The organism is Endozoicomonas sp. ISHI1, from assembly GCF_024606225.1.
In the GTDB taxonomy this organism is placed as follows: domain Bacteria; phylum Pseudomonadota; class Gammaproteobacteria; order Pseudomonadales; family Endozoicomonadaceae; genus Endozoicomonas_A.
In genome coordinates this window covers 124,903-139,397 of record NZ_JAGRPU010000001.1, presented here as the reverse complement: position 1 = coordinate 139,397, position 14,495 = coordinate 124,903, and the positions used below count along the sequence as shown (strand labels likewise).

Annotated in this window: 10 protein-coding genes; 7 read left to right on the top strand and 3 right to left on the bottom strand. The window is 48.4% G+C overall.

The window, feature by feature from the left end; genetic code table 11:
- The first annotated feature begins 392 nt into the window (after positions 1–392).
- From KBW69_RS00540 to KBW69_RS00515, 6 genes are all read left to right on the top strand, one after another.
- On the top strand, positions 393–1,922 hold the full coding sequence (locus KBW69_RS00540; RefSeq protein ID WP_257279522.1) for a WD40 repeat domain-containing protein: 1,530 nt from the start codon (positions 393–395) through the stop codon (positions 1,920–1,922).
- Positions 1,923–2,173: 251 nt separating this feature from the next.
- The gene (locus tag KBW69_RS00535; RefSeq protein ID WP_257255242.1) at positions 2,174–3,283 is read left to right on the top strand and encodes a mechanosensitive ion channel family protein; all 1,110 of its coding nucleotides are present in this window, start codon (positions 2,174–2,176) and stop codon (positions 3,281–3,283) included.
- Positions 3,284–3,454: 171 nt separating this feature from the next.
- Complete coding sequence (locus tag KBW69_RS00530) at positions 3,455–4,531, top strand: mechanosensitive ion channel family protein (protein WP_257255241.1); 1,077 nt, start codon at positions 3,455–3,457, stop codon at positions 4,529–4,531.
- 35 nt (positions 4,532–4,566) lie between these two features.
- Complete coding sequence (locus KBW69_RS00525) at positions 4,567–5,760, top strand: PP2C family protein-serine/threonine phosphatase (protein WP_257255240.1); 1,194 nt, start codon at positions 4,567–4,569, stop codon at positions 5,758–5,760.
- A gap of 16 nt (positions 5,761–5,776) precedes the next feature.
- Positions 5,777–6,109 (top strand): STAS domain-containing protein, encoded by a 333-nt coding sequence (locus KBW69_RS00520; protein WP_257255239.1) that lies wholly within the window; start codon positions 5,777–5,779, stop codon positions 6,107–6,109.
- A 1-nt stretch (position 6,110) separates the two neighbouring features.
- Positions 6,111–6,542 (top strand): ATP-binding protein, encoded by a 432-nt coding sequence (locus tag KBW69_RS00515; protein WP_257279521.1) that lies wholly within the window; start codon positions 6,111–6,113, stop codon positions 6,540–6,542.
- A gap of 20 nt (positions 6,543–6,562) precedes the next feature.
- On the opposite strand, the gene KBW69_RS00510 is transcribed toward KBW69_RS00515, so the two are convergent.
- Positions 6,563–7,480: a peptidoglycan binding protein CsiV gene (locus tag KBW69_RS00510; RefSeq protein WP_257279520.1), complete on the bottom strand. Its 918-nt coding sequence runs from the start codon at positions 7,478–7,480 to the stop codon at positions 6,563–6,565.
- A gap of 185 nt (positions 7,481–7,665) precedes the next feature.
- The gene (gene mfd, locus KBW69_RS00505; protein ID WP_257255236.1) at positions 7,666–11,124 is read right to left on the bottom strand and encodes a transcription-repair coupling factor; all 3,459 of its coding nucleotides are present in this window, start codon (positions 11,122–11,124) and stop codon (positions 7,666–7,668) included.
- 309 nt (positions 11,125–11,433) lie between these two features.
- Between mfd and KBW69_RS00500 the strand changes: the two genes are divergently transcribed.
- The gene (locus KBW69_RS00500; RefSeq protein ID WP_257255235.1) at positions 11,434–12,870 is read left to right on the top strand and encodes a glyceraldehyde-3-phosphate dehydrogenase; all 1,437 of its coding nucleotides are present in this window, start codon (positions 11,434–11,436) and stop codon (positions 12,868–12,870) included.
- A gap of 79 nt (positions 12,871–12,949) precedes the next feature.
- Here the strand turns inward: KBW69_RS00500 and KBW69_RS00495 are convergent, their stop codons facing one another.
- Positions 12,950–14,458 carry a SpoVR family protein gene (locus KBW69_RS00495; protein ID WP_257255234.1) on the bottom strand — a complete coding sequence of 503 codons (1,509 nt, stop codon included), beginning with the start codon at positions 14,456–14,458 and terminating at the stop codon, positions 12,950–12,952.
- Positions 14,459–14,495: the final 37 nt, after the last annotated feature.

Genomic DNA, 14,495 nt, shown 5'->3' with positions numbered 1-14,495 from the left:
GCGTCATATGCAGTGGGTGTTGTCTTTGGTGTCCATGTTCATTCCTTTCTCTCTTTATTCACCATAACTATCGCTCAACCTCTGAAAATAGCTATGACCCTATGTCGGATAAAAAGCAGCACATTTTCAGTTTTATAACACCATGTGTGACTTTTTCAGGTGTTCCGACAGCGGCAGGACTCATTATCAAAATACTTGGCCAATTGACTTATGACGGTTTCTATCTTGCGGTGGATTCGAACACACTGTGAACGACTGGACATCGCAGGAAAAAGGTGAAGCCAGTATTGTTGAAAATAGTTCCAGATCGCTATATATGGGAAAAATTTGACTGAACGCGAAATCCTAACTTTAATCGCAAAATCTGGTTCTTTTTATAATGCGTTGTTTACATGAGCCTGTATAAATACGCTTTTTTTCCGGTTCTGGCTATTTCCCTTTTGTGCCCGGCACCGACCGCGATTGCGTCGGTACCCATCGACCCGGTTCTGATCCACACCCTTACCCTGGACCCCAATCAGCCACCCATCACACCGCCCACTCTTAACAAGAACCATTGCGCACCACACGGAGCTTTCAGCATTGTCTGGCGTCAGGACGGCAGGTACATGGCGGTGGGGGTAGGTTCAGGTTCAGGGGATCGCAAATGTGGTTATACAGGCCCTGTGCTGATCTTTGATATGACCGACCCTCAGAGCCCCCTGTTGGTGAACACTCTTAACGATGCAACAGACTGGATACGAAGCCTGGCCTACCACCCCGACGGCACCCTGCTGGCGGCTGGAGGGGATGACGGAAAACTCAGACTCTATAATGGCACTCACCCGGCCATGCCTCTGTTTTCTCTGAACGATGCAACAGACTTGATAGCAATCCTGGCTTACCACCCCGACGGAACCCTGCTGGCGGCTGGAGAGGATGACAAAGTCAGAATCTATAATGGCACCCACCCGGCCATACCTCTGTACACCCTGGACGATGCAACAGACTGGGTACAAAGCCTGGCCTACCACCCCGACGGCACCCTGCTGGCGGCTGGAGCGGATGACAGAAAAGTCAGAATCTATAATGGCACCCACCCGGCCATGCCTCTGTTTTCTCTGAACGATGCAACAGGCTTGATACGAGGCCTGGCTTACCACCCCGACGGAACCCTGCTGGCGGCTGGAGGGAAAGACAGAAAAGTCAGAATCTATAATGGCACCCACCCGGCCATGCCTCTGTTTTCTCTGAACGATGCAACAGACTGGATACGAAGCCTGGCCTACCACCCCGACGGAACCCTGCTGGCGGCTGGAGGGCATGACGGAAAAGTCAGACTCTATAATGGCACCGACCCGGCCATGCCTTTGTACACTCTGGACGATGCAACAGGCTGGATACGAAGCCTGGCCTACCACCCCGACGGAACCCTGCTGGTGGCTGGAGGGGCTGATGGAAAGGTCAGGATCTATCAGGTGGCAGAAAAAAATAACGCCGTCAGCAGTACCTCTGTGACGCCTAAAGCCACCTCGGTTAACACCTTCAACGAAGCGATAAGCAGTACCTTTAGCGAAGCCATAAGCAGCACCTTCAGTGAAGTGATAAGCAGTACCTCCAGCGAAGCCATAAGCAGTACCTCCAGCGAAGCCATAAGCAGTACCTCCAGCGAAGCCATAAGCAGTACCTCCAGCGAAGCCATAAGCAGTACCTCCAGCGAAGCCATGCCCCCCAATACAGTACCCGTGTCGTTGGTGACGTCGGTGATCTTTACCGGCACCCCATTCCCTGTAGAATCTGACGACAGTAGTATGTCAGCGGGCGGCACGACCGGGGTTGTAATCGGCACACTGGCCGCTGTGAGCATTTTGGTGGCGGCTGTGACAGTGGGCGTAGTCGTTTACTTTAAGCGATTCAGATCCGTAGAATTGAATAAGGTTTAGGGCTTGGGAATTTTTCATCAAATTCTTCCAGTTGCTTCTGGCTTCGCAAACCAGCAAAAACTTCTCTCTGCAGTGCAGCTCGCACATCACTGTGAACAGTCATTACGAGATCAATTTTCTGTTGTATTCTGTGCTCCATAGGGTGGTTATTTTCCGCTCTCCAAGATACAGACTTGATAGAATGATTTCTCTCATAGGGATAGAATCATGCTCACTGTTAAGTGTGCTGTTTACTATCCGGAAGTCGAATAATGTCTTTTTCTCTCCCTTTTCTTAAGGAACTGGATATTCCTCAATGGGTTATCCAGGTCGTTATTGTCGTGCTCATTTCAGGTGTTATCAATCTAATCGCCTCCAGAGTGTTTGCCCATCTTTCAAGGGATGATCGCACTCATCTAACACCTTGGAATGATGCAGTTATCAGGGGGCTCAGAACCCCTGTGACACTGCTGATTTGGGTCATCGGTTTCTCCTGGGCTGTCGATGTTATTGCCAAGGCTACGGATGCTGTGTTGCTGGACGGACTGGGTAATCTGAGGGATGTCATTATCATCACTCTGGTGGGTTGGAGCATAATCCGTTTCATTCGTCAGCTGGAACGAAACTTCCTGAATCCTGATCTGACTTCTAATAAACCTAATGATCCAACCACCGTTGTAGCCATTGGCAGGTTAATCAGAATCGTGATCATCATTACCTGTGTTCTCTTTATATTACAGTCACTTGGCTACAGTATTTCAGGTCTTTTGGCGTTTGGTGGTGTGGGTGGTTTGGCGGTCGGTTACGCTGCCAAGGATATGCTGGCCAATTTTTTTGGTGGTCTGATGATCTATCTTGATAAACCCTTCCGCGTAGGTGACTGGATTCGTTCGCCGGATAAAAACATTGAAGGTTATGTGGAATACATTGGCTGGAGACAAACCCGCATCAAGACATTTGAAAAGCGACCACTCTATGTTCCCAATGCCACTTTCGCCAGCATTTCCGTTGAGAATCCTTCACGTATGGAAAATAGAAGAATCAAGGAAACTGTCGGTCTGAGGTATCAGGACGGCCATCAGGTGGAAGCGATCGTCGGGGAAATTCGTCAGTACCTGCAAGATAACAATGAAATCGCCAAAGACAAGATAGTTCTTGTGTCGTTTAATGCCTTTGGTCCTTCTAGCCTTGATATCTTTATCTATTGCTTTACCTGCACCACAGACTGGGCAGAGTACCTCAGGGTGAAACAGGAAGTTCTGGTCAGGATAATGGGTATTATCCATTCATATGATGCTGATATTGCCTTCCCGACCCAAACGCTTGATCTTCCGGAAGAGTGGCTCAGTTATTCAGAGCAGGCACCAGCAAAACCGGCTTAACCTTCTGAGTACGGCCAGTTAATTTCTTCTGTTTATGCAGTGAAATCAAGCGGGGTAAAATGCTTTCAGATTTTACCCCTCAAGAATAATTTCAATGGTCTAAATATAACTGGGAGGGTGACAGCCGATATTCCCCTTACCATTGGGTTTTTCTTGTACGAGGAGCAGGCAATGTTCTGGGAAGATCTTCTTAAGGGGGATAACGTCCATCTACTAACAGCGCCTTTAGCTGCACTTATCGTTTCCTGGTTTAGCCACATTTTCCTCAGCCGATGGGCTCAATCCGAGAATCAATCGATAAGGGCCTGTCTGGCCTCGGCTTTTCGTCCACCGCTGCTGCTTCTGCCCTGGCTTATCTGTTTTTTTTATTATGCCCACTGGTTTATTGATCACACTGAAGAGGAAGGCCATGACTGGCTGGAGATCTCAGAAACTGTCACCTCTGTATTACTCCCTCTCTGGATTGTCCTGAGACTCACCAGGCAAATACCGAACATTGCCATAATCTCCGGGGTTCAGGATAAAGATCTCGACCTGGCAAGAACCCTGTCCCGGTTTATTCATATCGTTCTGATTGTTCTGGCAGTCATGATTCTGGCGCAAAAGTTAGGCTACTCGCTCTCTGCGCTGCTGACCTTTGGGGGGGTGGGTGGCCTGATTGTAGGTATGGCTGCCCGGGAGTGGTTGGCAAACTTTTTTGGCGGTTTGATGTTGATGCTGGACAAACCCTTTAAGGAAGGCGATTGGATTCGTTCTCCGGACCGACAGATAGAAGGGCACGTAGAACATATTGGTTGGCGGTTAACCCAGATAAGAAATTTTGATCGCAGGCCCGTGTTTGTGCCGAATTCGGTCTTCACCAGTATTGTCCTGGAAAACCCATCCAGGATGCGTAACCGACGGGTTGTTGAAAACTTTGGTATTCGTTATGAGGATCTGGATAAGATTCCAGCCATCATGAATCAGGTCACGGAAGGTTTTCTACAGCATCCTGAGCTGGATTGCTCAGAGCCCTATTATGCGCGTTTTCTCAAATACGGAGATTCATCACTGGAGTGTCAAGTCAGAGTACATGTGATTCCCAAGGGAAGAGTTGACTTTGTCAGAGTTCAGGAAGGTGTCATGTTGATCATTGCTTCTGCGGTACAAAAAGCAGGGGCAGAGTTTGCCTATCCGGTAATGAAAGTGATTCATGAGGCGAATGTTGAAAAGGAAGTAAGCAAATCTCCAAATAAGGAGATCCGCTGATTAAGATGAAATAACAGCAGGCCGATAAGGACTGGATGAATATTCTTATTGTTGAAGATGCCCGTGACCAGCGTTTAATGCTCTCCATAGTGTTGAAAAAACAAGGGCATCAGGTGCTTGAAGCTGAGAATGGCATAAAAGCTCTGGAGATTCTTCAGGAATATCAGGATGTCAGAATCATCATCAGCGATTGGATGATGCCCGGGATGGATGGCCTGGAACTGCTCAGGCAGACCCGAAAAACAGATCTTGGTCGTTATATTTATTTCATTCTGCTCACTGGTAATGCCGATCATGAAGCTGTTGTCGAAGGTATGAATGATGGGGCGGACGACTTTCTTGCCAAACCGGTCAATTTTGATGAATTGGCTGCCCGCCTCAAAGCAGGGATTCGTATCATTGAACTTGAGAAGCAGCTTGAACAACAGAACAAGCAATTGATTGAAGCGATTCAGACCGTTGAGAAAGATCTTGAATCAGCCGCCAAAGCTCAGGAAGTTCTGCTGGCTCAGCCGACAACTATTCAACATGTTGCCTTTGACTGGTTTTTCAAACCTAGCAAAATCCTGGGTGGGGATATGTTTGGTTACCAAGCCATAGACGGTGAAACTTTGGGGTTCTATCAACTGGACGTGGCTGGGCATGGCATTCCCTCTGCGCTCTTCTCATTTACCCTGAATAACATTCTTTCAGAAACATCGGGCAGGGGCTCCATCATCAAAGAAACACTGGATCATGAGCCTTTTTATAAAGTGCGTGCGCCCGAAAAGGTTTTGGCCTCTTTGAACAGGCGGTTTCAGGTGACACCGGAATCAATGCTTTATTTCACTATTGCCTATGGACTCATTAACAGTCGCACAGGTCAAGTCACCTTATCTCAGGCGGGTCACCCGAAACCTTTATGGATTCATCGTGAAAAGGCCTACGTAGAACCTGTAGCAGGTGGAGGAGTGCCTATTGGTATGATGCCCGACATGGAATACACCTCCTGCACTTTGCAGTTTCGGCCGGGTGACCGTCTGTTTCTGTACTCTGATGGCGTGACAGAATGTGAAAACGCTGAGAGTGAGCAGTTTGGTGAAACCCGATTGCTGCAATGTCTGCAAGATACTTTAAATGATGATTTAAAATCAGTTATTGACCAGGTAGAGAAAAATGTCAGAGACTGGAGTGAACTCGACCGTTTCGATGACGATGTAACTTACCTTTTACTGGAATGGAAACCCTGAAAGCCAGGAGGATGGCATGGCGTTTGAAAACCACGAGGAAGGCCACTTTACGGTGGTCCGGATTGATGAGTCCCGTCTTGACGCTTCCGTTGCCGAAGTGTTTAAAACCTATGTGTTTGATTTGATTGAAGAGGGCAGGTCCAACATAGTTGTCGATCTTGCTGAAGTGCGTTTCATGGACAGTACTGGCCTGAGTGTGCTGGTAGCGGGTCTCAAGAAATTGTCGGGTAATGGTTCATTCAGTCTGGCTTGTGCTCAGCCTGCGGTGAGAGATCTGTTTGATCTTACGTCCATGGATAAATTGTTCAAACTCCATGGTTCTGTGGCTGAGGCCGTTAAAGGGAGTTGACATGTCACAGGTGCTGAAGCTGGAAATCGACAGCCAGTTATCCAATACAAGACTGGTGGCTATGGCGGTCAGAGGAGTCTGCGCTATGACAACGCTTTCTCCTGTTGAAATAAACCGGTTAGAGTTGTGTCTGGTAGAAATTGTCAATAATGCCATTGAACATGCCTACGACAATGAAGCGGGTCATCCGGTAGAAGTATGTGTCAGTATGAACAAGACTACGATGAATATTTCTGTCAGTGATTGGGGGCAGAGCATTCCCGATGATGTCATGCAGAATAAGACTGAAATGGTGGTTGATCCGGAGCAGCCGGAAGTCTGGTTATGCAGTGGTCGGGGCCTGCATATTGTGAACAAGCTTATGGACCAGGTGACCTATGAGTCAAACCAGGACAAGAATAGCTTTATCATGAAAAAAGAGCTGCGCCACTGACAGCTCTTTTTTACTTTGGATCAGCTGTCTTCCTGTTCGAAGATTCCTGGTAAAATACCCAGCTCCGGGCTTTTATCCTGATCAGATTCCATTTCTGGCAGTGAAGGTTTGTCGGGCTTTTCATACGGCGTCAGTTTGAACAGAACACCGATGACAGGGCTGTCCAGGTACTGAACCTCGTCAATGTTTGTGATTCTGCGACTTTCCTGCATATGAAAATTTCGGGAAATTTTCATGGTTTGGCCGTCAGGCGTTTTGACCAGTTGTAACTTTCCATCTGTGGTCGGTTTCTTCTGAGAGTCTGGGTTCGACTGAGATCCTCCCATGTTTTTTGCCAGTGCTTCCCACGCCAATTCACTGTACCAGAGATTGACTTTTACGTGCAGATATCGACTGGAACTGACTGTAACGGTGCCTTCCAGCATACCGGGCTTTTTGCTTTGTGTAGTATAAGTTCTAATTGTGACAGGCTTCGTACTTTTGCCGTCCTTGATTGGCATCAGCCAGGCTTTTTGCTCCAGAATCCGGTAGCTGCCATTTCTGCTCAGGGCACTGCTTTCCTTTTGTAACAACTGTGATGGGTAGGGTAGGGAGACAAAGGCATCCCGTTCCAGATCTATCTCGGGCTTTTTTTCAGACTGACCCAGCCTATTGGTTAGGTTACCAGTGTCTGTTACAGAGTCGGACGATTTCAGTTTGACGGCGTTAGCGGGTAGAGAGTGAGTTGTTATTTCTGGCCATTTCTCACTGCTATTCATGCTTTGTTCGTTCAGAAATACAATCATGTCGGCCTGATACCACTGAGTCTCTGCCTTTTGACCTTCCGCCATGGCCATCATCGAGACCGAACTCAGAAGCAGACTACCGATCGCTCTTTGAATTCTGCAAAAGGCGACATTGTGATTAACACTCATTTTTTTTAGCTCAAGGCTTTTCATAAAATCCCCGCTCAATCCTGTGCCTCGTTGACCTTCAGTCTGGCGGGCTGCTATACGCCGCCGCTGAGATATCTGAGAGGTGGATTTCAAAAGTGTGATCATGCAGTTTCGTATACAGTTTTAAAGACTCAGAGACGCAGAAGCAATCATAGATCGAGAAAATTTAAGACTGCTTCCAGGGGCGATTATGTGGCCAGTCGATCCAGTAATTGTTCAAGCAGCTTGAATCGCGCTTCGGCTTTTTCCATTGGGCCACTGTACTTCAACACGCTACTACCTTCCAGTCTGTAAAGGTGCGGCTCTGACTGGATTAGCTGAATGATCGCAACGGGATCGATGGCTGGCTGACTGTTGAATTCAATTCGGGCACTGCCGGCACCGGCATCGATTTTAATAATACCCATTTTTTCAGCTTTTAACCTGAGACGGGTCTGTCGGAACAGGTTTTTGGCCTGGTCCGGTAACAGGCCGAAGCGGTCAATCAGTTCAACCTGAAGGTTTTTCAGGTCTTCGCCGTTACTCGCAGCGGCAATTCGTTTATAGAGAATCAGCCTGTTGTGGACATCATGGATATAGTCTTCTGGTAGCAAGGCCGGCAGCCGCAGGTTCACATCGCTGCCTTGATGCAGAGGTTTGTCCAGATCCGGTGTTTCACCGTTACGGATCGCTTCCACCGCTTTTTCAAGCATTTCGGTGTAAAGTGTAAAGCCAACATTCTGAATCTGCCCGCTCTGATCTTCACCCAGCAATTCTCCTGCTCCCCGAATTTCCAGGTCATTGGATGCCAGCATAAATCCAGCTCCCAGGTCCTGAGCTTCGGCAATGGCTTCCAGTCTTTTCAGTGCATCCCTGGTCATGGACTTTGGCGCAGGTGTCAGCAGATAAGCATAGGCCTGATGATGAGATCGGCCAACTCGTCCTCTCAACTGGTGCAGCTGTGCCAGACCGAACTTGTCCGAACGGTGGATGATAATGGTGTTGGCATTAGGTATATCAATGCCTGTCTCTATGATGGTGGTGCAGACAAGGATGTTATGTCGCTTGTGATAGAAGTCGGACATGACCTGCTCCAGCTCTCTTTCACGCATCTGACCGTGACCCACAGCAATACGCGCCTCAGGAATAAGTTCCTGCAGATCAGAAGCAGCCTTATCGATACTGGAAACTTCGTTGTGCAGGTAATAGACCTGACCACCGCGCAGTAACTCACGAAGAATAGCCTCTTTGACCAGTAATTTGTCGCTTTGTCGAACAAAGGTTTTAACTGACAGGCGTCGTGCGGGTGGAGTTGCGATAATCGAGAGATCACGAATACCCGACATAGCCATATTGAGTGTCCGCGGGATAGGTGTTGCCGTCAGGGTCAGAATATCGACTTCGGAACGCATGGATTTCAGCATTTCCTTGTGCCTGACCCCGAAACGGTGCTCCTCATCAATAATCAACAGACCCAGATTCTTGAACTTGAAATCACCCTGAATCAGTTTGTGGGTACCTATAATAATATCCAGTTTGCCTTCCGTGACTTTCTCTTTGAGTGCCTGAACCTGTTTTGCTGACTTGAAGCGTGAAGCTACGTCGATTTCAACGGCCCAGTCGGCAAAACGGTCACGAAAGCTTTCATAATGCTGTTGAGCCAACAGGGTAGTCGGTACAAGAATCGCCACCTGCTTGCCACTTTGTACTGCCAGAAAGGCGGCTCTCATGGCCACTTCGGTCTTACCAAACCCGACATCACCACAGACCAGGCGATCCATGGGCTTACCTTTGGACATGTCTTTTATCACGTTGACAATAGCCTGCTGCTGATCAGGCGTTTCCTCAAAAGGAAAGCCGGCAGAGAATGCATGATATTGTTGATCCGGTGCCGAAAAGGCAAAACCCTTTCTGGCTTCTCGTCGGGCATAGATATCCAGCAGCTCTGCCGCGGCATCTCTGGCTTTCTCAGCCGCCTTGCGACGTGCCTTGGTCCATTGCTCGCTACCAAGACGATGCAGCGGAGCATGCTCATCATCTGTACCGGTGTAACGGGCAATGAGATGCAGAGAGGCTACCGGAATATAAAGCTTGGCTTCGCTGGCGTATTCCAGAGTCAGGAATTCTGTCTCCTGACCATCAACAGACAAGGTATCAAGACCACGATACCGTCCTACACCGTGATCAATATGCACCACTGGAGCACCTTCTCTCAGCTCGGTAAGATTACGGATGGTTTGATCGGTGTCGGTCTCTGTCTCTCCTTTTCGCCGACGGCGCTGCATGACCCTCTGACCCAGCAGCAGAGACTCTGGAATCAGGGCAATATTCAGGTCGTTGAGAAAAAAGCCTGACGCTAACGTACCTTCGGTAATACCCAGCGTCTCTTTTCTGCTCAGGAAGGTGGACCAGCTATTGAAAGTATTGGGGCGAATGTCAGACTGGGCGAGCATTTCCAGCAGAACTTCCCGACGACCCGCACTTTCAGCCACCAGAAGAATCCTTGGTCCCGATTCAATCAGATCTTCAAGAGGTTGCAAAGGGTGATCGGCACGGGCATTCAGAGTGAGCTCAGGTAATGGCTGGTGATTAAGGTTGAAGCCGTCAGAAGAATCAACGATCTGGTCTGACAGCACAATGCGAGGGTATTGTTTCAGAGCTCGATTGATTTCTTCAGAAGGCATTAAAACCTTTACGGGAGGCAGAAGCGGGCGGTTGGGATCGACTTTCCGGTTCTCGTAGCGTTCTGTCAGATCCTGCCAGAATTGCTCTATCGCTTCCTGCACGCCCTGATATTGAATGATCGTTGTTTCACTGGAAAGATGATCAAACAGGGTGGCTGTCTGCTCGAAAAACAGGGGCAGGTAGTATTCAATACCCGGGCTTGCCAGCCCCTGTCCTATATCCTGGTACACGGGGCACTCGCGGTGATCCACGTCAAACGCTTCCCTGAACAGGCTTCGGAAGCGATCCCTGGAGGTCTTGTCCATCGGGAATTCATGTCCCGGGAGCAGTTCTATGTGATCAACTTGATTAATGGAACGCTGGCTTTCCGGATCAAAGATTCTCAGCGTATCGATTTCGTCATCAAACAGGTCAATCCGGTAGGGGGTATCAGATCCCATGGGGAAGATATCCATGAGTGAACCCCGGATAGCGAACTCGCCATGCTCGTAGACTGTATCAACACAGCGATAACCCGCCTGTTCCAATTGTTGCCTTTTCTCGGCAATAAGAAAGGTTTCACCCCGTTTCAAAACCAGACAGTTGGATTCCAGGTAATCACGGGGACACAGACGGTGCAGCAAGGTGGAAACCGATATTATCAACAGGGTCTTTTCGCTGCGGGGTAGTCGGTACAGGGTTTTCAACCGCTGGGAAATGATGTCCTGATGGGGCGAAAAGGCATCGTAGGGTAATATCTCCCAGTCGGGAAAGTGCAGGATGCGGGTAGACTGATCATCTTTCAGGAAGAAACTCAGTTCTTCTTCAAGAGCATTTGCCTGAGCGGAGTCAGGTGTAATAACCAGTAGCGGGCGACGGGTTAACCGGGCGGCACTGGCTATGGCGAATGAGCTGGTTGATTGGCTCAGCTGACCCCAGAAGGTTTTATGCCCCGGAGTCTCTGGAAGCTGGAAGGAAGATGAGTTCAAATTGGCCTGCGACATGAAAGGTGTTTTGTTCTGGATACGCTAAACCCGCAATTGTAGCTGTTCAGAACGGCATATACCATGCAATAGCGTCTTTGCAGCCTCGTACAAACAAAGAATGATTAAATGAAGTGTTAAAGTTTGTTGTACTTTGTTGCCAAGTGAGGATGAACTCTGGATAATAGCCCCGAAGCCTAAGGGCATATAAACGTGACCTGTGCCGCCTGAAGTAACCAGCCAGTTGCTTGAGAGTGGCAGTCTGACAGAAGTGAACAGCCTTGAGCTGATTAACAGCCTTGAGCACATAAAAAATACAGGATTGGAACCATGGAAAAAGACCATTTTCAGGACTGGAGAGAACGTGAAGCCTTAGCCGAATCCATGATTCCATTGATCGGCCGCTTGTATCGTGAAAATAACGTTGTGACTTCGGTCTATGGCCGCTCAATCATCAATCGTTCTGTAATTGATATCCTCAAATCTCACAAGTACGTTCGCCAGGTAGAAGGCTCTGCCTTGTGTGTACGTCAAACATTCCCCGTCATTGAAGTGCTGAGCAAGCTGAACCTGGCTCCGGGCCGCATTGATATTGGCAAGCTTGCATCCGGCTACGAGAAGAGTGAAGGCAAGCAGACTCTGGAAAATTACGTTCGCAGTCAGGTTTCCGAACTGGTGGATGGCAAAAATGGCCATGGCCATGATGACAGAGATGTTGTCCTCTATGGTTTTGGTCGTATCGGTCGCCTCATGGCCCGTATTCTTATTGAACGGGCAGGTGGCTCCGGTTTGAACCTGAGAGCGGTTGTCGTTCGGAAGGGGAAAGCTGAAAACGATCTGCAAAAGCGTGCCAGTTTGCTGAGACGTGATTCGGTGCACGGTTCTTTCAATGGCACCATCAGCGTAGATGAAGAGAGCAACATCATCTACGCCAACGGTGTAGCTATCAAGTTTATCTATGCCAACTCTCCGGATTCTATCGATTACACAAGCTATGGTATTAACAATGCCATCGTCGTAGACAATACTGGTGTGTGGCGTGATCAGGAGGGTTTGAGTCAGCACCTTCAGTCTACCGGGGCTAGCAGGGTTCTGCTGACAGCGCCTGGCAAGGGCGACCTGAAAAATGTTGTGTTTGGCGTTAACCATGACATCATCAATGATGAAGATCAGATCATTTCTGCTGCCTCCTGCACCACCAATGCGATCACTCCGGTACTGAAAGCGATCTGTGACAAGTTTGGTGTTGAGAACGGTCATGTCGAAACCGTTCACTCCTACACCAATGACCAGAACCTGATTGACAACTACCATAAAGGTTCTCGCCGCGGTCGCAGTGCAGCCTTGAATATGGTGATCACCGAAACCGGAGCGGCCAAGGCTGTTTCGAAGGCACTGCCGCAGTTGCAAGGCAAGTTGACTGGTAATGCCATCCGGGTGCCAACACCCAACGTGTCCATGGCCATTCTGAACCTGAATCTGTCTAAGGACACCACTGTAGACGAGCTAAACAGCTATCTCCGTGAGATGGCGCTGTACTCTGATCTGAAGAAGCAGATCGATTATGTGAACTCTTTTGAAGTGGTATCCAGTGATTTTGTCGGCAACCGTCATGCGGGCATTGTTGACAGTCAGGCCACCATTGTTGATGGCAACCGCTGTGTACTTTACGTCTGGTATGATAATGAGTTTGGATACAGCTGTCAGGTTAACCGTATTTTGCAGCATATGACCGGAAATCATCACAAAACAGTGCCTGTTCAGTAGCAGGCATTGGCCATCCGTCATTCATGGCAATAGCTGATGGAATGGACCCTATCCTGAAAAAGCCATCATATGCGCTTTTTCAGGATGCATCGTGTATTTCCGAGGTGCAGTAACTGTGCTGAACTTCGCCTTTAGTGTCCAGAGAATTCAGTCGTACGTCAAATCCCCATAACAGGTGCAGGTGTTTGAGGATTTCCATGGCGCTATCAGCGTGAAGGTTCTGACCCCTATGCATGGAATGAATCAGTGTCAGGGAGCGGTCTCCTCTTACATCAACATCAAAAACCTGAATATTAGGCTCCTGATTACCCAGATTATACTGGTTGGACAGTGACTGTCTGAGTGCTTTGTAACCTGACTCATCGTGTATGGCGCTGACTTCGAGAAAGGCTTTTGAATGGTCGTCGTGAATGCAGAAGAGCTTCATATCCCGCATCACTTTGGGAGAAAGAAACTGAAGGATAAAGCTTTCATCCTTGTACTGGGCCATGGCGTGATGAAGGGCCTTCAGCCAGTCGCTGTCCGTGAGGTCAGGAAACCATAGCCGGTCTTCCTGAGTAGGATTTTCGCATATCCGGCGAATGTCGCGATAGATATTGAAGCCCAGAGTATAAGGGTTTATGCCGGAATAACGTGGATCATCAAAATCCGGCTGAAACACGACATTACTGTGAGAATGCAGAAACTCGAGCACATAGCCTTCGTTGATCAGACCTTTTGCATAGAGTTCATGCATCAGCGTGTAATGCCAGAAGCTGGCCCAACCTTCGTTCATCACCTGGGTCTGCCGCTGAGGATAAAAATACTGGGCTATTTTACGGACAATTCGAATCAGTTCCCGTTGCCAGGTTTTCAACAGTGGTGCATTTTTTTCAACAAAGTAGAGAATGTTTTCTTCCGGCTCTGAAGGGAATCGTTTTCTCACTTTGGCAGGGTCTTCCTTTTTGCTTGGGACCGTTCGCCAGAGATCATTGATGTTTCTCTGAATATATTCTTCTCTCTCCCTCGCCTGGTTCTTTTCCATTTCTGCTGAAATGGCGGAAGGGCGCATATATCGATTGACTCCTTGATTCATCAACGCATGGCAGGCATCCAGAATCACTTCAACAGCGTCAACACCGTATTTTTCCTCGCACTGATTAATGTAGTTCCTGGCAAACAGCAGATAATCGACAATCGAGTCTGCATTGGTCCACTGACGGAATAGATAGTTACCTTTGAAAAAAGAGTTATGACCGTAACAGGCATGGGCAATCACCAGAGCCTGCATGGCCATGGAATTTTCCTCCATCAAGTAGGCGATGCAGGGGTTTGAATTGATGACAATTTCATAGGCAAGCCCCATTCGACCACGTCTGTAGTTTTGAAGATTCGTAAGAAATTTTTTACCAAAACTCCAGTGATGGTACATGAGCGGCATGCCCAACGAAGTGTAGGCATCAATCATTTGTTCCGAGTTTATGACTTCAATCTGGTTTGGGTAAGTATCCAATTCAAACTTTTCTGCCAGCTGGCCAATGGCCCTGTCATAAGCGTCAAGTAGCTCAAAGGTCCACTCGGAGCCGGTTGAAAGGTACTGGCTATTCATGGCTATTTCACTTCCTTTTCGAAAAGACGACGGAAGA